17 protein-coding genes are annotated in these 16,702 nt (G+C 66.5%); 9 read left to right on the top strand and 8 right to left on the bottom strand.

Annotated elements, in window-relative coordinates; genetic code table 11:
• Nucleotides 1–8 precede the first annotated feature (8 nt).
• From ACN9MV_RS06375 to ACN9MV_RS06350, 6 genes are all read left to right on the top strand, one after another.
• Nucleotides 9–773, top strand: a complete 765-nt coding sequence (locus tag ACN9MV_RS06375; RefSeq protein WP_093048424.1) for an SDR family NAD(P)-dependent oxidoreductase — start codon at nt 9–11, stop codon at nt 771–773.
• On the top strand, nt 770–1,657 hold the full coding sequence (locus ACN9MV_RS06370) for a 3-keto-5-aminohexanoate cleavage protein (protein WP_426391627.1): 888 nt from the start codon (nt 770–772) through the stop codon (nt 1,655–1,657). Before ACN9MV_RS06375 ends, ACN9MV_RS06370 begins: the two co-directional genes overlap by 4 nt.
• Before the next feature lie 3 nt (nt 1,658–1,660).
• Nucleotides 1,661–2,668 (top strand): quinone oxidoreductase family protein, encoded by a 1,008-nt coding sequence (locus ACN9MV_RS06365; RefSeq protein WP_354337452.1) that lies wholly within the window; start codon nt 1,661–1,663, stop codon nt 2,666–2,668.
• A gap of 20 nt (nt 2,669–2,688) precedes the next feature.
• Nucleotides 2,689–3,045, top strand: a complete 357-nt coding sequence (locus tag ACN9MV_RS06360; protein ID WP_426391626.1) for a cupin domain-containing protein — start codon at nt 2,689–2,691, stop codon at nt 3,043–3,045.
• A gap of 59 nt (nt 3,046–3,104) precedes the next feature.
• Nucleotides 3,105–4,103 (top strand): Bug family tripartite tricarboxylate transporter substrate binding protein, encoded by a 999-nt coding sequence (locus ACN9MV_RS06355; RefSeq protein ID WP_426391625.1) that lies wholly within the window; start codon nt 3,105–3,107, stop codon nt 4,101–4,103.
• A gap of 122 nt (nt 4,104–4,225) precedes the next feature.
• A complete protein-coding gene (locus tag ACN9MV_RS06350) occupies nt 4,226–6,064 on the top strand; it encodes a phospholipase D-like domain-containing protein (protein WP_426391624.1) in 1,839 nt (612 codons plus the stop codon).
• Here ACN9MV_RS06350 and ACN9MV_RS06345 read toward each other — a convergent pair.
• Together ACN9MV_RS06345 and ACN9MV_RS06340 are read right to left on the bottom strand one after the other, a co-directional pair.
• Nucleotides 6,033–6,272 carry a tautomerase family protein gene (locus ACN9MV_RS06345; RefSeq protein ID WP_093048411.1) on the bottom strand — a complete coding sequence of 80 codons (240 nt, stop codon included), beginning with the start codon at nt 6,270–6,272 and terminating at the stop codon, nt 6,033–6,035. The two genes, ACN9MV_RS06350 and ACN9MV_RS06345, sit on opposite strands and share 32 nt — an antisense overlap.
• Nucleotides 6,273–6,313: 41 nt before the next feature.
• A complete protein-coding gene (locus ACN9MV_RS06340; RefSeq protein WP_426391623.1) occupies nt 6,314–7,051 on the bottom strand; it encodes an SDR family NAD(P)-dependent oxidoreductase in 738 nt (245 codons plus the stop codon).
• Nucleotides 7,052–7,195: 144 nt separating this feature from the next.
• On the opposite strand from ACN9MV_RS06340, the gene ACN9MV_RS06335 reads away from it, so the two are divergent.
• The 3 genes from ACN9MV_RS06335 to groL all read left to right on the top strand — a co-directional run bounded on the left by ACN9MV_RS06335 (nt 7,196) and on the right by groL (nt 10,295).
• On the top strand, nt 7,196–8,146 hold the full coding sequence (locus ACN9MV_RS06335; protein WP_426391622.1) for a LysR substrate-binding domain-containing protein: 951 nt from the start codon (nt 7,196–7,198) through the stop codon (nt 8,144–8,146).
• Between the two features lie 176 nt (nt 8,147–8,322).
• Nucleotides 8,323–8,613 carry a co-chaperone GroES gene (locus ACN9MV_RS06330; RefSeq protein WP_007835162.1) on the top strand — a complete coding sequence of 97 codons (291 nt, stop codon included), beginning with the start codon at nt 8,323–8,325 and terminating at the stop codon, nt 8,611–8,613.
• A gap of 29 nt (nt 8,614–8,642) precedes the next feature.
• Nucleotides 8,643–10,295 (top strand): chaperonin GroEL, encoded by a 1,653-nt coding sequence (gene groL, locus ACN9MV_RS06325; RefSeq protein WP_093048403.1) that lies wholly within the window; start codon nt 8,643–8,645, stop codon nt 10,293–10,295.
• Nucleotides 10,296–10,366: 71 nt separating this feature from the next.
• Here the strand turns inward: groL and xylB are convergent, their stop codons facing one another.
• Genes xylB through dalD form a run of 6 tightly spaced genes read right to left on the bottom strand, consistent with a single transcriptional unit; the run spans nt 10,367 to nt 16,681 of the window.
• Nucleotides 10,367–11,839: a xylulokinase gene (gene xylB / locus ACN9MV_RS06320; RefSeq protein ID WP_426391621.1), complete on the bottom strand. Its 1,473-nt coding sequence runs from the start codon at nt 11,837–11,839 to the stop codon at nt 10,367–10,369.
• 29 nt (nt 11,840–11,868) lie between these two features.
• A complete protein-coding gene (locus ACN9MV_RS06315; RefSeq protein WP_093172560.1) occupies nt 11,869–12,825 on the bottom strand; it encodes an AraC family transcriptional regulator in 957 nt (318 codons plus the stop codon).
• A 14-nt stretch (nt 12,826–12,839) separates the two neighbouring features.
• Nucleotides 12,840–13,814 (bottom strand): carbohydrate kinase family protein, encoded by a 975-nt coding sequence (locus ACN9MV_RS06310; RefSeq protein WP_426391620.1) that lies wholly within the window; start codon nt 13,812–13,814, stop codon nt 12,840–12,842.
• Between the two features lie 17 nt (nt 13,815–13,831).
• Nucleotides 13,832–14,503 carry a transaldolase family protein gene (locus ACN9MV_RS06305; protein ID WP_426391619.1) on the bottom strand — a complete coding sequence of 224 codons (672 nt, stop codon included), beginning with the start codon at nt 14,501–14,503 and terminating at the stop codon, nt 13,832–13,834.
• Between the two features lies 1 nt (nt 14,504).
• Nucleotides 14,505–15,296 (bottom strand): L-iditol 2-dehydrogenase, encoded by a 792-nt coding sequence (locus tag ACN9MV_RS06300; protein WP_426391618.1) that lies wholly within the window; start codon nt 15,294–15,296, stop codon nt 14,505–14,507.
• Nucleotides 15,293–16,681 (bottom strand): D-arabinitol 4-dehydrogenase, encoded by a 1,389-nt coding sequence (dalD, locus tag ACN9MV_RS06295; RefSeq protein ID WP_426393149.1) that lies wholly within the window; start codon nt 16,679–16,681, stop codon nt 15,293–15,295. Before dalD ends, ACN9MV_RS06300 begins: the two co-directional genes overlap by 4 nt.
• Nucleotides 16,682–16,702: the final 21 nt, after the last annotated feature.

The following is a 16,702-nucleotide window of genomic DNA, read 5'->3' as shown; positions in this document are numbered from 1 at the left end:
TTCATCCCATGAGCTTCGATCCTGTTTCCAGACTCGACGGCAAGGTCGCCGTCATCACCGGTGGCCTCGGCGCCATCGGCTACGCGACGGCCACTCGCCTCGCAGCGCTCGGCGCTACCTGCGTGCTGCTGCACCGCAAGGGCGACGATGCGACTGCGCGTGCTGCCGCCCTGCCCTCTGCGCAAGCACAGCGCCACGGCGCGATCCGCGCCGACATCGTCGACACGCCTAGCCTGCAGGCCGCGGCCGCAGAGGTGAAAGCCACGCATGGCCGCTGCGACATCCTGGTCAACAGCGCGGGCCATACGCAGCCCGTTCCCGCCGGTGACCTCGACGCGCTGACCGACGAGCTCATCGACGACATCGTGCGCGCCAACTTCCGCGGCGTGTTCGCGACCATCCGCGCCTTTGCACCGATGCTGAAGGCCAGCGGCGATGGGCTCGTGGTCAACATCTCGTCCATCGCGGGCTTCACCGGCGTGGGCAGCAACCTCGCGTATGTCGCAGCGAAGGCCGGGCTGGACGTGGTCGGCGACGCGCTGGCCAAGGCACTGGCACCGGCGGTGCGCGTCGTTTCGGTGTCGCCGGGCGCGGTGGAGTCGGGCTTTGTGCCCGGCCGCGGCGCGGAGTTCGCGAACAAGATGGCGAGCACCACGCCGCTCGGGCGCATCGGCAAGCCCGACGATGTGGCGGCCACCGTAGAAGCGCTCGCAACGACGATGCGCTTCGTCACCGGCACGCGCATCGTGGTCGATGGAGGGCGTCACCTGTGAACCCGAAGACCCTCATCACATGCGCCGTCACGGGCAACCTCGTGAAGCCGGAGCAGACGCCGCACCTGCCGATCACGCCAGTGCAGATTGCCGACGAATGCCTGGCCGCGGCCGAGGCCGGCGCGGCGCAGGTGCACATCCATGTGCGCCATCCCGAAACCGGCAAGCCCTCGATGGAAGTCGAGCTGTACCGCGAGGTGGTCGACCGCATCCGCCGCGGGAACCGCGAGCTGATCATCAACCTCACGACCGGCCCCGGCGGGCGCTTCATTCCGAGCGAGGACGACCCGAAGATCGCCGCGCCCGGCACCACGCTGCTGCCTCCGGAGAAACGCGTGGAGCACATCGCGCTGATCAAGCCTGACGTGTGCTCGCTCGACCTCAACACCATGAACTCCGGCCCCGACGTGGTGATGAACACGCCGAGGAACGTACGACGCATGGCGAAGATGATCCGCGAGGCCGGCGTGAAGCCCGAGCTGGAGATCTTCGATTCGGGCGACATCAACCTTGCACTCGACCTCATCGCCGACGGCACGCTCGACGGCCCCGCGATGTGGACCTTCGTGCTCGGCGTGAAGTACGGCTTTGCGCCCACGCCCGAGACGCTGCTCTACGCACGCAACATGCTGCCGCACGGCGCCTTCTGGAGCGCCTTCGGCATCGGCCGCATGGAGTTTCCGATCGTCGCGCAGGCCTGGCTGCTGGGCGGCCATGTGCGCGTGGGCATGGAGGACAACATCTACCTGGAGAAGGGCGTGCTGGCCGAGAGCAATGCGCAGCTGGTGGCGAAGGCGCGCGACATCCTGCTGAGCCTGGGCGGCGAGATCGCCAACCCGCGCGAGGCGCGCACCATGCTGGGCTTGCCGGAAGCGAGAGGCTGAACGATGAGCGTCGCAGCCATGCACACCACCCACGCATCCCGCGCATTGCGCGTGAGCGAGAAGGCCGCCAACCTCGACACGCTGCGGCTCGAGGCCGCGCCGCAGCCGGAACCCACGCCGCCACCCGGCCACGCCGTGGTGCGCATCGCCGCCGCCGCGGTGAACCCGAGCGACGTGAAAGCGACGCTGGGCATCATGCCGCAGGCTGTCTGGCCACGCACCCCGGGCCGCGACTTCGCGGGCACCGTGGTGAGCGGCCCTGCCGAATGGATCGGCCGCGAGGTCTACGGCTCGGGCGGCGACGTGGGCATCACGCGCGACGGCTCACACGCGCGCTACCTGGTGCTGCCCGAAGCGGCGCTGCGCGCAAAGCCCCGGGGCATTTCGATGGACGAAGCCGGCGCGGTGGGCGTGCCCTTCGTCACCGCCTACGAAGGCTTTCGCCGCAGCGGCATGCCGCAGGCGGGACAGACTGTGCTGGTGCTCGGCGCCAACGGAAAGGTCGGGCAGGCTGCGGTGCAACTCGCTTCGCAGGCTGGCGCGCGGGTGATCGCAGTGCAGCGGCACGCCGGGCCCTTCGAGGGATTCGCGAACGGGCCGGTCGACGTGATCGACGCGCGCCAGCACGCCGACGTGGGCGCGCAAGTGCGCGAACTCACCGACGGGCGCGGCGCGCACATCGTCTACAACACCGTGGGCAGCGCCTACTTCGAGGCCGCCAACAAGGCGATGGCCAAGGGCGCGACGCAGATCTTCATTGCCACGCACGACCGCGCGGTGCCCTTCGACATCTTCGCGTTCTACCGCGGCATGCACACCTTCGTGGGCATCGACTCGCTTGCGATGGACTGCGTGGCCTCCACCGCGCAGCTCGACGCGATGCGCGAGGGCTTCGAGCGCGGCACGCTGAAGCCCTTTCCCGTGGCGCGCCACTTCACGCTCGACGAAGCCATCGATGCTTACCGGCTGGTGCTGTCGGGCAGCACCGACCGCGTTGTGCTGCGCCCCTGAAACCGCAAGGACCACCCGCCATGCACGTGACCCGTTTCAACGAAGCGCCGCACTACGAGGCGCCCAACCACTTCGACATGCGTTGCCTGCGCCTGCAGGGCAAGGAAGCCGGGCCCTCCACGCAGATGTGGATGGGCATGAGCCAGATCCTGCCCGGCGGCCACACCGGGCTCGACGGCTCGCCGATGGAAAAGCTCTACCTCGTGCTCGAAGGCCAGCTCCATGTGGTCGGTGAGCTCGACGGTGCGCACCAGGAAGACGTGCTCGAGCAGTACGACAGTTGCCGCTTCGCACCCGGCGAGAAGCGGCAGCTCGAAAACCGCAGCAACCGCCCGGTGCTGGTGGCGTTGGTGATGCCGAACGCGCCACCGGCCTAGCGCTCGCGCCGCCTTCGGTCATTCATTGCTCATCGAACAAATCAACGGAGACAAGACGCATGAAGAACAAGACATTCCCCTGGAGCCGCCGACAGGCACTCACCGTGGCCGCGGCGCTCGCGGCCTGCACGCTGGGCAGCAACGGCGCGCTCGCGCAGGGCGCATGGCCGGGCACGCAGCCGATCAAGCTGGTGGTGCCGTTCACGGCAGGCAGCGGCACCGACATCGTCGCGCGCCTCGTGGCGGAGAAGCTCGGGCCGGCGCTGGGCACGAGCGTGATCGTCGACAACAAGCCCGGCGCGGGCGGAACCCTGGGCGCGGCCATCACGGCCAAGTCACCGGCCAACGGGTACACGCTGCTGGTGCATTCAGCGGGGCACCTTGTGAACCCGTGGATCTACAAGGGCCTGTCGTACGACACGATCAAGGACTTCACTGGCATCACGCCGATGGCGAGCCTGCCCAACGTGCTGGTGACCGCGCCCGCGCATTTCACGAACGTGCAGGACTTGGTCGCGAAGGTCAAGGCAAAGCCGGGCAGCTTCAACTACGGATCGGCTGGCAACGGCTCGGCCACGCACATGAACGCGGAGGTGTTCCGCCTCGCGGCCGGGCTCGATGCGCAGCACGTGCCCTTCCGCGGCACGCCCGAAGCGATGACCGAGGTGATGTCGGGCCGCGTCGACTGGTTCTTCGCGCCGATGGTGTCGGCGCTGCCACTCATCAAGAGCGGCAAGCTGCAGGCGCTGGCCGTGGGAACCGCCCAACGCTCGCCCGCCTTGCCCGATGCCCCGACCACCGTTGAGGCCGGCGTGCCGGGTTCGGCGTATTTGTTCTGGGTCGGCCTCTTCGCCCCGGCAAAGACGCCGCAACCCGTGGTGGAGCGGCTTCAGGCCGAGGTCGCAAAGATCATGGTGTCGCCCGAGCTGAAAGAGCGGCTGGAGAAGCTCGGCGCCGAGCCGTTCACGATGCAGTCGGCACAGTTCAACAAGTTCATCGTCGACGAAACCGCCAAGGCGCAGCAGGTGGTCAAGGCTGCGAGCATCAAGGTGGACTGACACAGAAATACCATTGATGAGCCCGATCGATCCCGCGATACTCCCGCGCGGGAGGCGGCCGTGGCCAGCGCACTCTCGAAGTCGACATCCAATCGGCCGCTACCGGAACGTGGAGGGGACTCATGCAGAACGCCGTGGCTTTCGCCAACAACGAGGTGATCATGGTCGCGTGGAGCTACGGCAAGAAGCCGGATGGCTGCATGGGATTCGCGGTCTACCGCATCGACCAGCACGGCCGTGAGACGCCCCTGCCAGGCCAGGCGAGGTTCAAGGGCATCACACCCAAGAAATGGACCACCGAGGAACTTCCGATCCAGAAGTTCTACTGGAAAGATCCTTACGCGCGTCTCGAAGCCGAGAAGAACAAGAACAGGATCTTCCGCTACAAGATCGTGCCGCTGGAGGGCGCCCCGGGAAAGCTCCAGCCCATGGCGAAGCTGCCGATCCTGCTGACCAACGAGGTGGAGATCACCCCGGTGATCGACGACAAGCTGAGCGTCTACTTCAACCGCGGATTGATCTCCACGCAGCGCGTCGCGCGCGCGCTCGGCTCCAAGGACATGAAGGACTCGCTGATCGAGAAGGTCTTGGACCCCGGCGACAAGAGCAAGCTCCGCGAGAGCCTCTCGGGCGACATGATCGAGGCCATCCAGGAGTTTCTTGCGCGCGCCGACGGCAAGGGCAAGATCTACGCGGCGCTCTACGAACTCAAGGACCCGCAGCTGATCGGCTGGCTCGCAGGGCTGGGCGAACGCCTCCACATCGTCCTGGGCGACTCCAAGGAAGACGAGGAAGTGCTGGGCGAAGACGGCAAACCGGTGAAGGTGACCAGCCCCAAGACCGGCAAGACCAAGATCAAGACCGTGAAGGTCGATGGCAACGAGCAAGCGCGCGAAACCCTGACCGGCACCGCTGCGGAGATTCACAACCGCATCATGTCCAACGGCCATATCGCCCATAACAAGTTCCTGGTCTACGTCGACTCCAAGGGCAAGCCGAAGGCGGTGTTCACCGGCTCCACCAACTGGACGGCCACCGGCCTGTGCACCCAGACCAACAATTCCATCGTCATCGACAACGATGCGCTCGCCAAGCGCTATCTGGCGTACTGGAAAGAGCTCGCCAAGGACACCGACGAGGCCGCGGACGATCCGAAAGCCTTGCAGGGCGCCGCGCTTCGCAAGTGGGCGTCGAAGGGCTCGGCGCTGACACTGGACGACGGCGCGGCGGCTCACAGCTGGTTTTCGCCGAACACGCCGAAGGCGCGCGGCAAGAACCCGGCAACCGAGAAGCGCCCGCCGGACATGGAGGACCTTGCCCAGCTGATCGCGGGCGCCAGCCACTCCGTGCTCTTTCTCGCCTTCTATCCGGGCAGCCCGAGCATCGCGAACTGGACAGCCCAGGCCGCGAGCAAGAACAAGAAGCTGTTCGTGCGCGGATGCGTGACGAACAAGTCGGCCTCGGAAGGCTTCTATTACGAGCTCAAGGGCATGACTCCGCCCGCCAGGAAGAAGGGCGAGAAGAAACCGCCCGTGCTCCAGGATCCGCGTGTTTTCGGAGCTGAGGCGTTCGACTTCAAGGTGCCCGATGGCTGGAAGAAGGAAATCCTCAATGCCGGCTTCGCGATCATTCACGACAAGGTCGTGGTGATCGACCCCTTCGACGACGACTGCGTCGTTGCCACCGGCAGCCACAACCTGGGGCACAAGGCATCGTTCGACAACGACGAGAACCTGCTGATCGTGCGCGGCAACAAGAAGCTTGCGATGGCCTATGCGACCCGCATCCTGGACGTCTACGACCACTTCTCCTCCCGCTTCTGGTTCAAGCAGCTTGGCGGCCAGAAGGACGCGCTGGAACTCAAAAACACGCCGGAGGAATGGCTGGGCAAGTACTACGACAAGAAGGGCCGGCTCAAGAACCCGCAGCTCAAGTTCTGGATGGACGCGGCGGTGCAGTAGCAGCAAGCGTCTGCTCGCGGCGCACCTCGGTGATCGTGCGGCCGTGCTGGCCCCAGTTGTCGGTGTCGTATTCGTCGATCACGACAAAGGTCGAGGCAGGATCCTTGTTCAGGACGCGCACCATCATCTCGGTGGCCTCGGCGATCAGCTGCTTCTTCTGGTCGAGCGTGGTGCCTTCGCGGGTGATTTCGATGCGGATGTAGGGCATGGCGTTCTCCGGGGTTCGTTGTCGATGCTTCGCTGCTTCGCTCACCACTTGCCGGTGCCCATGCCGCCGTCCACGGGCAGCACGATGCCGGTCGTGAAGCTGGCGTCGCTCAGGTAGAGAACCGCGTCGACGATTTCCTGCACCGTGCCGATGCGGCCTGCCGGCTGCAGCGTGTTGAGGAAGCCGTGCATTTCCTTCGTGTACATCGGCGTGTCGACGATGCCCGGCGCCACCGCCGTCACCTGGATGTTGTGCGGCGCCAGTTCCAGCGCCAGCGCCTTCGTCGCCTGGTTGATGCCGCCCTTGATCAGCAGCGGCAGCACGGCCGGCACGGCCTGGTTGGGCTGCGAGGCAAGGCTTGCCGTGATACTGATGATGTGGCCCGCCTTGCGCTCGACCATGTGGCGGACTGCCGCCTGCGACGGATAGACGAAACCCTTCAGGTTGGTGCTCACCAGGGCTTCCAGCTCGTCCGGCGTGTACTGGATGAACGGCTTGGCGTTGAAGAATCCGGCGTTGTTGACGAGCACGTCCACGTGCCCGAAGCGCTCGATGGCACGCCGCACCAGCAGATCGCCGACGACGGGGTCGGCGACGTCGCCGGCAACGCCCAGGAAGTTGTCGGGCGAACCGAGCGACACGGATGCCTGTTGCAGGCGTTCGGCGCTGCGGGCGTTGCCGACGACGTTGTCGCCGCGCTGCAGGTACGCGCCGGCCAGGGCCAGGCCGATGCCGCTCGAGGCGCCGGTGATCACGATCGTCTTGGGTTGGGTCTTCATGATGGTTTCCTTTCGGGTGGTCAAAGCGGAGGCAGTTGGTTCAGGTTCATGGAGGCTCTCGCCTCTGGGATCTACTTTATTGACGCCCTTCAAGTTGATAAAGATGATCTAAGCATCTTTAGTCTTTACTCCATGTAATCAATCATGAATCGCCAGTTCGACGACTTGCTGCTGGGAAGCCTGGAGCTTTTCTGTCTTGCAGCCGAGCAAGAGGGGTTCACCGCCGCAGCCGCCGTTGCGGGCGTGACGCCCGCCGCCGTAAGCAGGACGGTGGGCAGGCTGGAAGAACGCCTCGGCGTGCGCCTCTTCCTGCGCACGACACGGCAGATACGGCTGAGCGAGGCGGGCCAGGCCTATTACGAGCAATGCCGCCAGGCGCTCAACCAGTTGGTGGAGGCCGAACGCCAGGTCAGCGGCCAGCAGATCACGCCAAGCGGCCTGCTGCGGATCAGCGTTCCCACCACCTACGGGCACTACCGGCTGCTGCCGCTGCTGCCGGAGTTCAGGGCGCGCTACCCGGACATCCGGGTCGAGGTTCACGTCAGCAACCGCAACATCGACTTCGCCGCGGAGGGGTACGACCTTGCCGTGCGTGTGCGCGCGCCAGCCGACTCGACCCTGGTTGCTCGCCATCTCGAGGACGCCGAACTCGTGCTCGTCGCAGCCCCGGACTACCTGCGCCGGCACGGGGAACCCCGGACCCTGGACGACCTGCAGACCCACGAATGCATCCAGTTCGAGCTGCCCAGCAGCGGCCGCACCATCCCCTGGCTGTGCCGTCAGGACGGCCAGGACATCGAAATGCTCACCTCCGGCGGCTACGCCTGCTCGGACGACGTCCTGGCCGGGGTTACGCTGGCCCGGCATGGCGCGGGCATCTTCCAGGCCTATCGCTTCGTGGTCGAGGAAGACTTGCGCCAGGGACGACTGGTCGAAGTGCTCAAGCCCTTCGGCGGCCGGTCCCGGCCCTACAACCTGCTGTATCCCAAGCTGCGGTTCGCGCCGCTGCGCGTGCGCACCTTCGTGGACTTCCTGATGGGCCACCGGGCGGATGCGGCGGGCGTGTCTGGCGGCGGCTTGGCGGGCCGGGCGTGAGATCCGTTACGCACCGGCGGCAGCCCCTGTCACTTGAAAGCCCACCGATTGCCCTTATGATTAGCACTCGCTGCTGATGAGTGCTAACAGCCCTCGCTTCCAGTCGATGGGCTGCCGGCCTCCGGTCCGGCACCCGACCACAAACCCGTTTCTTATCCATACATCCAGGAGATGCAATGAAACTTCGTCCTTTGGCCGATCGCGTGATCGTCAAGCGTGTTGACAGCGAAACCAAGACCGCCTCCGGCATCGTCATCCCCGACGCAGCCGCTGAAAAGCCCGATCAGGGTGAAGTCCTGGCCGTGGGCCCGGGCAAGCGCAACGACAAGGGCGAACTGGCCGCACTGACTGTCAAGGTCGGCGACCGCGTCCTGTTCGGCAAGTACAGCGGCCAGACCGTCAAGGTCGGCGGTGACGAATTGCTCGTCATGAAGGAAGACGACCTGTTCGCGGTCGTCGAGAAGTAATTCAAACATCCCATTCGGAGTAAACAAACATGGCAGCAAAAGACGTAGTCTTCGGCGGTGAAGCCCGCGCACGCATGGTCGAGGGTGTCAACATCCTGGCCAACGCAGTCAAGGTGACCCTGGGCCCCAAGGGCCGCAACGTGGTGCTCGAGCGCTCGTTCGGCGCCCCCACCGTCACCAAGGACGGTGTGTCGGTCGCCAAGGAAATCGAACTCAAGGACAAGCTGCAGAACATGGGCGCCCAGCTCGTGAAGGAAGTGGCTTCCAAGACTTCGGACAACGCCGGTGACGGCACCACCACCGCGACCGTGCTGGCACAAGCCATCGTTCGCGAAGGTTTCAAGCTGGTGGCTGCCGGCATGAACCCGATGGACCTGAAGCGCGGCATCGACAAGGCTGTCACGGCCCTGGTCGCCGAGCTGAAGAAGGCTTCCAAGCCCACCACCACGTCGAAGGAAATCGCTCAAGTCGGCTCGATCTCGGCCAACAGCGACGAAACAATCGGCAAGCTCATCGCTGACGCGATGGACAAGGTCGGCAAGGAAGGCGTGATCACTGTCGAAGACGGCAAGTCGCTGGACAGCGAACTCGACGTCGTCGAAGGCATGCAGTTCGACCGCGGCTACCTGTCGCCCTACTTCATCAACAACCCCGAGAAGCAATCGGCGCTGCTCGACAACCCCTTCGTGCTGCTGTTCGACAAGAAGATCAGCAACATCCGTGACCTGCTCCCCACGCTGGAACAAGTCGCCAAGGCTGGCCGTCCGCTGCTGATCATTGCCGAAGAAGTCGAAGGCGAAGCCCTGGCTACGCTGGTCGTGAACACGATCCGCGGCATCCTGAAGGTCGTGGCTGTCAAGGCTCCTGGCTTCGGCGACCGCCGCAAGGCCATGCTGGAAGACATCGCCATCCTGACGGGCGGCAAGGTCATCGCTGAAGAAGTGGGCCTGACGCTCGAAAAGGTGACGCTGGCCGACCTGGGCCAAGCCAAGCGCATCGAAGTGGGCAAGGAAAACACGATCATCATCGACGGCGCCGGTGCCGCTGGCGACATCGAAGCCCGCGTGAAGCAAGTGCGCGTGCAGATCGAAGAAGCCACGAGCGACTACGACCGTGAAAAGCTGCAAGAGCGCGTGGCCAAGCTGGCCGGCGGCGTTGCAGTGATCAAGGTTGGCGCCGCCACCGAAGTCGAAATGAAGGAAAAGAAGGCTCGCGTCGAAGACGCCCTGCACGCTACCCGCGCTGCAGTGGAAGAAGGCGTCGTGGCTGGCGGCGGCGTGGCTCTGCTGCGTGCCAAGCAAGCCGTGGGCGAGTCGGTCAAGGGCGACAACGCTGACCAGGAAGCCGGCATCAAGCTGGTGCTCAAGGCCATCGAAGCTCCCCTGCGCGAAATCGTGAACAACGCCGGCGGCGAAGCCTCGGTGGTGGTGAACGCTGTGCTGGCCGGCAAGGGCAACTACGGCTTCAACGCTGCGAACGACACGTACGGCGACATGCTCGAGCTGGGCATCCTGGACCCGACGAAGGTCACCCGCACCGCACTGCAGAACGCCGCTTCGGTGTCCTCGCTGCTGCTGACGACCGAAGCCATGGTCGCTGACGCGCCCAAGGACGAGTCTGGCGCTGGCGGCGGCATGCCCGACATGGGCGGCATGGGCGGAATGGGCGGCATGGGCATGTAATGCCCGGCTGAGCACTGCTCACCAAAAGAAGAAGGGCCGCGAAAGCGGCCCTTTTTTATTGCCTGTGCCAGTTACTGAAACTGGTCTCGCAGCGCCGCATAGAGCACCTGAAAGCGTGTGTGGCGCGCGCTATGCACAGCGGCTCCTTCGGTCGACGGAATCAACTGCTGCAGCACCGGCGGCAGCTTGCACACCTCGGCCACCGCGCCCCCATCGGCCAGCCACGCCAGCCGCGCTGCCCCCAACGCCCCGCCCGTCTCGCTGCCCGCATAGAGCGTCAGCGGCACCTGGAAGATATCGGCCAGCAACTGGCCCCACCACACGCTGCGTGCACCACCGCCCACCAGCGCCACTTCGCGCAGCGGCATGTCGGCCGGCAGCCGCAGGGTGTCGAAGCCATCGCGCAGCCCGAAGCTCACGCCCTCGACCACGGCGTAGGCGATTTCCGCCGGACCGTGTGCATGCGTCAGCCCGAACAGCACGCCCTGCGCATTGGGGTTGTTGTGCGGCGAGCGTTCGCCCGAGAGATACGGCAGGAACAGCGGGCAGCGCTCGCGCTGCGCCAGCGAGATGGACGCCGCCGCTTCGAGCAGCGCGGCTTCGTCGGCGAACCGGAAGGTCTTTGCCGCCCAACTCACCGCGCTCGCGGCCGAGAGCATTACCGACATCTGGTGCCAGCGCTTCGGCAACGCATGGCAGAAGGCGTGCATCGCCTGCGCGGGGTTCGGCAAGAAGCGGTCGGTCGACACGAAGACCACACCCGATGTGCCGAGCGACACAAAACCCTGCCCCGGCTCGACCAGCCCCATGCCGACCGCGCTGGCCGCGTTATCGCCAGCACCGCCGGCAATCAGCACCGCACCGCCGCCACCCACGCCCCAGCGCGCCGCAAGCTCGGGCTTGAGCTGCGCCGACACCTCGCTGCCCTCGACCAGGCGCGGCATGTGCGCACGCGTGAGCCCGGTGGCAGCGAGCAATTCATCGGACCAGTCGCGCGCACCCACGTCGAGCCACAGCGTGCCGGCCGCGTCCGACATCTCGCTGACCGCCTCGCCGCTGAGCATGAAGCGCAGCCAGTCCTTCGGCAGCAGCACGCGCGCAACGCGGCTGAAAACTTCGGGCTCGTGCTCACGCACCCACAGCAGCTTGGGCGCAGTGAATCCTGGCATCGCCAGGTTGCCCGCGATCTCGCCGAGCCGCGGTACGGCACGCGCAAGCGCTTCGCACTGCGCGCCACTGCGCCCGTCGTTCCAGAGAATCGCGGGGCGCAGCACCTGGCCCGCTTCGTCGAGCAGCGTGGCGCCGTGCATCTGGCCCGACAGGCCGATCGCACGCACCGCCGCAAGCTCTTCGGGATGCGACTTGCCGAGTGCGCGCATCGCCTCTTCGAGCGCATGCCACCACTGCTGCGGCGCCTGCTCCGACCACAACGGTTGCGGCCGTTCGACCGTGAGCGGTGCGCGGGCCACGCCCACGATGCGGTGGTCGTCGGCGAGCAAAAGCGCCTTGAGCTCGGACGTGCCGAGGTCGAGTCCCAGATACAAGATGAGCCCCCTGGTTTTCTGCTGCGTGCTCAGGAAGAGACGCCGCTGCCGAAGCGCGTGTCAGCCTGCCGGCGGAATTCGCTCGGCGTCATGCCCTTGATTTCAAGGAAGCGCCGGTTGAAGTTCGCCACGTTGTTGAAGCCCACCTGGTAGCAGATGTCGGTCACGTAGTGATCGGTCTGCATCAGCAGGTGGCAGGCGCTGTTGATGCGCACGCGGTTGACGAAATCGGTAAAGCTGTTGCCGGTGGAGCGCCTGAAGAAGCGGCTGAAGCGGCTCTCGCTCATGCCCAGCTCGGCCGCCACGTCCGACATCGAGATCGGGTCGGCCATGTTGTTGGTGATGCGGTTGACGATGCCGTTGATCTGGTCGACCTGCGCGTCGCCGTCCGCGCCCTGTGCGCCCTGCATCTGCACGCTCGACAGCAGCCGGTAGTCGGTGCATTGCGCCAGGTCGGCCATGAAGTCGAGGAACAGGCTCAGGCGCCGCACGCCGCGCGCGGCCTTGATGCTGTCCCAGTGCGCCTGCGCGTTCTCCGACATGCCGAAGAATTCGATGCCGTGGCGCGCCCGCTCCAGCAGGTGCATTACCTCGCGCAGCTCGGGAATCTGGGATGCCGCGTGCTCGATGGGCTCGTGTCGGAACTGGATCACCCGGTCGCGTCCCGCGGCGCCGCCTTCGGGCACGTCGAGCGAGATCCAGTTGTGCGGCAGCCGCGGCCCGCACAGCACCAGGTGCCCGGGCTGGAACGGCCCGATCCAGTCGCCGATGAAGGCCTTGCCCGATGTCTCGGTGATCAGGTGCAGCTCGTAGTCTTCATGGAAATGCCATCGCACCAGCGGGCTCGGAAAGCCGTGCGCGAGGCAGCGCACCAGGCCGGTTTCTTCGGGGGTCTCGTAACCCAGCGAGGGGGAACGCGTGAAGTCGCGCTCCAGCTCGGGCTGGCGCTGACGGGGAATCGAACGCTTTCGGGTGGTCGTCGTCATGATGGCAGCCCGGCTCAGGGCCGGGAAGCAGCAGCAACAGCGGTATTTTGTGCCTTCGCCAAGGCGGCGTGAACCGCCTCCAGCGTCGGTGGATCGGCACCCTCGCGGGTGCAGTTGAGGGCGGCGGCGGTGGCGGCAAAGCTCATCACTTCGCGCCATGCGTCGTCGCCCAGCTCGCCGAGCTGCGCCGGCCGCTCCACGCCATGCGCGAGCAGCGACACGGACAACCCGGCCGTGAAGGTGTCTCCCGCGCCGATGGTGTCGACCACGGTGACGCGCGGCGCGGCCACGGTCAACGGCTCGTGCCCCGTGCGCCAGAGCGTTGCGCCGTCGCCGCCGCGCGTGACGATCACGGCGCGCGCGCCGGCCTGCAGGCACTCGGCGGCCAGCGCGTCGACCTGCTGGCCGGGCGCGAGCAGCGCAGCGTCTTCGTCGCTGAGCTTGACCAGGTCGGCCATGGCGAACCAGCCGGTGACGCGCGCGCGGTACGCCGCCATGTCCGTGATCAGGCTGGGCCGTACGTTGGGGTCGAACACGATCACGCAACACTCCCTGCTCGCTGCGACGAGGTCGGTGATGCGCGTGGCGGCCGGGTCCTGCAGCAGCGAGATCGAGCCGAAGTGCAGGAAGCGGCAGTCCGCCGGCAACTGCGGCAGCGGCTCGGGCGCCCAGGTGGCGTCGGCACTGCCGCGTGTATAGAAGGCGTAGCGGTTGGTCTGCGGCGTGCGCTCGACAAAGGCCAGCGTCGAGGGTGCGTTGCTTCGCAGAATGAAGCTGGTGTCCACGCCGTTGCGTTGCAGGAAGCCCATCAGCCGTTCGCCAAAGAGGTCGGTCGACAACTGCGTGAGAAAACCGGTCGGCTGCCCGAGCCGCGCGCAGGCCACCGCGGTGTTGAGCGGCGAGCCGCCCTCGTGCCCGAGAAAAGCCAGGGTGCCCGCCTCGCTGGCGGTGAAATCGATGAGGGCTTCGCCCGTGAGTGCAATGCGCATGGTGTCTGGATTCTGGATCACGGCAAGGCGCGCGCATCGGCCAGGAAGCCGCGTTCGGCGGCCAGCGTGGCGGGATGGTCGAGCAGTTCGGCAAAAAGGCGCGGCGGGACGGTGATGGCCCCCACGCCGAGCCCCAGCAATGAAAGATAAGCCTCGCGCGAGCGGATGCTTGCTACCAGCAGCCGCGTGCCCGACGAGGGCCGCCGTGCGACCAGCGACTGCATCTGCCCGATCAGCGCCAGGCCGTTGATGCCGGAGTCATCGAGCCGCCCGAGGTATGGCGCTGCGTAGGCCGCACCCAGTTGCGCCGCGAAGTGCGCCTGCTCTGGCGCGTACACGGCTGTGAAGGTGACGGGTACGCCTTGCGCGATGAGCCGCGCACCGGCATCGAGGCCCTGGCGCGTGGCGGGAATCTTGATGACCAGTTGGCCGCTGTCGAATTGCGGGAGCAGTGCTTGTGCGTCTTCGAGCATGGCGTCGACTTCGCTCGAATACACCTGCGCCTGGACCTGGCGTGCGCCTAGTTCGATGCAGCGCTTGAGCAGGCCCGGCACTTCGGCGCGGCCGATGCCTGCGCGTTGCAGCAGCGTGGGGTTCGTTGTCACACCGTGCACTACGGGGTGCGGCAGGCAGGCCTGCAGCTCCGTCAGGTCGGCGCTGTCGAGGTACAGGTGGAAGTCTTCGCTCATCTCAGCTCATCACGTTACCGCCATCGACATTCAAAGTCTGCGCCGTGATGTAGCGCGCCTCGTCGCTGGCAAGAAATACCGCCGCCCCCGCGATGTCGCCCGGCACGCCCATGCGCCCGAGAGGCACCGCCAGCCCGACCTGCCGCTTCTTCTCTCCGGGCGGCAGCCCTTCGGCCTTGGCGAACAGGCTGTCGACATGGTCCCACATCGGCGTATCGACCACACCGGGCGCAATGCCATTGACGCGGATGCCGTGCGGCGCCATGGCCAGCGCGGCGCTCTGCGTGTAGCTGATGACGGCCGCCTTGGTCGCGCAGTAGTGCGACACCAGCGCCTCGCCGCGGCGCCCTGCCTGCGATGCCATGTTGATGACCGATGCACCCTGCGTGCCGGCCTCGACCATGTGGCGCAGCACGGCCTGCATCACGAAGAACATACCCTTCACGTTGACCGCGAAGAGCCTGTCGAATGACGCTTCATCGCTGTCGAGCAGCGGCGCCAGGTCGAACACTGCCGCGTTGTTGAACAGCGTGTGGATGGGTCCGAAGGCCACCTGCGCCTCGGCCAGCATGTGCGCGATGGCCTGGGTGTCGGTGACGTCGGCCGCGATGTAGGCGAGCTTGTCGGGGTGATCCTGCTGCAGCGCTCGCACGGCTTCGGGCGCGGCGATGGCGCGATCGATCACGGTGCAGCGCGCGCCTTCGGCGATGCAGGCCTGCGCCACGGCCAGGCCGATGCCGCCGCCCGCGCCGGTCAGCAGCACATGCCGGTCCTGAAGGCGCCCGCTCGTCATGGTCGGCTTTCCGCGGCAACGAAACGCGCAACGCGTTCGGCGGCCCGGCGCACGGCATCGATCAGCCGGGCGTCGGCGGCGATGTTTCCCCACAGGCCCGCGTCCGAGCACAGCGCAGCGACCGGGTCGGCCGCATCGCAGATCGCGTGAGCCACGGCCTCGTCCATGCCCTGGTCCTGATAGGCGTAGGGCAGCGCGCCCTTGTGCCAGCGCTGCAGGAACGCGAGGAACAGCGCCGGCAGCATCGCAACGCTGTCGACGGGCTGGCCCGCCGCCAGGCGCTCACGCACCGTCGGCGCGATGAAGCCCGGAATCTTCGAGAAGCCGTCCGCCGCCACTCGCTGGTTGGTGTCGCGGATGGCGGGGTTGCCGAAGCGGTCGAGCACCACGTCGCGGTACGCCGCGAGGTCGATCGGGCTCGGGCTCAGGCAGGGAATGACGTCGTCGGTGACGTAGTCGAACGCCATCTTGCGGATGGCCGCGTTGTGCGTGCCTTCGTGGATGAAGTTCAGCCCCACCAGCGTGCCCGCCCACGCAATGCAGCTGTGCGTGGCATTGAGGATGCGGATCTTGGCCTCTTCATAGGGCTGCACCGATTCGACCAGCTCCACGCCCACGCGGCCCCAGTCAGGGCGTCCGGCTGCGAAGTTGTCTTCGATGACCCACTGGATGAAGCTCTCGCCGGTAACGGCTGCCGCCTCGTCGCGGCCCGTGGCAGCCTTTACGCGCGCGCGCAGTTCGGGCGGCGGGCGCGGCGTGATGCGGTCGACCATCGCGTTCGGGCAGCGCGTGTTCGCGTTGACCCATGCCAGCAGATCGGCATCGCCCGCCAGCTCGATGAACTCCAGCAGCCCGGCGCGGAAGCGGTCGCCGTTGTGGCGCAGGTTGTCGCAGTTCAGCAGCGTGACCGGACCCGCGTTCGCGGCCTTGCGCGTGCGCAGGATCGCGCAAACTGCGCCGTAGATGGTCACTCCGTCGCCGCCGGCCTCGCCGCGACGCGCGCGTTCGACATCGGCCGCCAGGTCGCTGAACGACAGGTCGAGCTTGCTCTTGTCGTCGAGGTAGTAGCCCGCCTCGGTCACGGTGAACGACACGATGCGTGTTGACGGCGCCGCACCGCGCGCGATCACACCGGCCAGCGAGCGCTCCCACGGCAGCACTTCGCGGATGGCTTCGACCTCTTCGTAGCGGTACTCGCCTGCCGGGGACACGGTTTCGAGCGTGTAGCGCCCGCCCTGCGCCTGCAATGCAGCAACCACATCGGCCATGTCCGGCCGGATGTTGGCGCCCGAGAGCGACCAGCGGGTGTCGCCTGCGTCGATCAGCCGCTGCAGGTACACCGCCTGGTGGGCGCGGTGGAATGAGCCAAGGCCCAGGTGAAGCACCGTGAACTCCGTGAGAGCCGG

The sequence above is a fragment of the Variovorax sp. R-27 genome (assembly GCF_049913215.1).
Lineage (GTDB): Bacteria > Pseudomonadota > Gammaproteobacteria > Burkholderiales > Burkholderiaceae_C > Variovorax.
Note: the sequence above shows the minus strand (reverse complement) of the source record. Positions and strands in the feature narration are given on the sequence as shown.

Coding starts and splice junctions, on each gene's coding strand:
- ACN9MV_RS06360 (WP_426391626.1), top strand. CDS start 2,689: ATGCACGTGACCCGTTTCAACGAAGCGCCGCACTACGAGGCGCCCAAC.
- ACN9MV_RS06300 (WP_426391618.1), bottom strand. CDS start 15,296: ATGACGAGCGGGCGCCTTCAGGACCGGCATGTGCTGCTGACCGGCGCG.
- groL (WP_093048403.1), top strand. CDS start 8,643: ATGGCAGCAAAAGACGTAGTCTTCGGCGGTGAAGCCCGCGCACGCATG.
- ACN9MV_RS06345 (WP_093048411.1), bottom strand. CDS start 6,272: ATGCCCTACATCCGCATCGAAATCACCCGCGAAGGCACCACGCTCGAC.
- ACN9MV_RS06310 (WP_426391620.1), bottom strand. CDS start 13,814: ATGCGCATTGCACTCACGGGCGAAGCCCTCATCGATTTCACCGCCAGC.
- ACN9MV_RS06330 (WP_007835162.1), top strand. CDS start 8,323: ATGAAACTTCGTCCTTTGGCCGATCGCGTGATCGTCAAGCGTGTTGAC.
- ACN9MV_RS06305 (WP_426391619.1), bottom strand. CDS start 14,503: ATGAGCGAAGACTTCCACCTGTACCTCGACAGCGCCGACCTGACGGAG.
- ACN9MV_RS06365 (WP_354337452.1), top strand. CDS start 1,661: ATGAGCGTCGCAGCCATGCACACCACCCACGCATCCCGCGCATTGCGC.
- ACN9MV_RS06335 (WP_426391622.1), top strand. CDS start 7,196: ATGAATCGCCAGTTCGACGACTTGCTGCTGGGAAGCCTGGAGCTTTTC.
- ACN9MV_RS06315 (WP_093172560.1), bottom strand. CDS start 12,825: ATGACGACGACCACCCGAAAGCGTTCGATTCCCCGTCAGCGCCAGCCC.
- ACN9MV_RS06375 (WP_093048424.1), top strand. CDS start 9: ATGAGCTTCGATCCTGTTTCCAGACTCGACGGCAAGGTCGCCGTCATC.
- ACN9MV_RS06340 (WP_426391623.1), bottom strand. CDS start 7,051: ATGAAGACCCAACCCAAGACGATCGTGATCACCGGCGCCTCGAGCGGC.
- ACN9MV_RS06350 (WP_426391624.1), top strand. CDS start 4,226: ATGCAGAACGCCGTGGCTTTCGCCAACAACGAGGTGATCATGGTCGCG.
- ACN9MV_RS06355 (WP_426391625.1), top strand. CDS start 3,105: ATGAAGAACAAGACATTCCCCTGGAGCCGCCGACAGGCACTCACCGTG.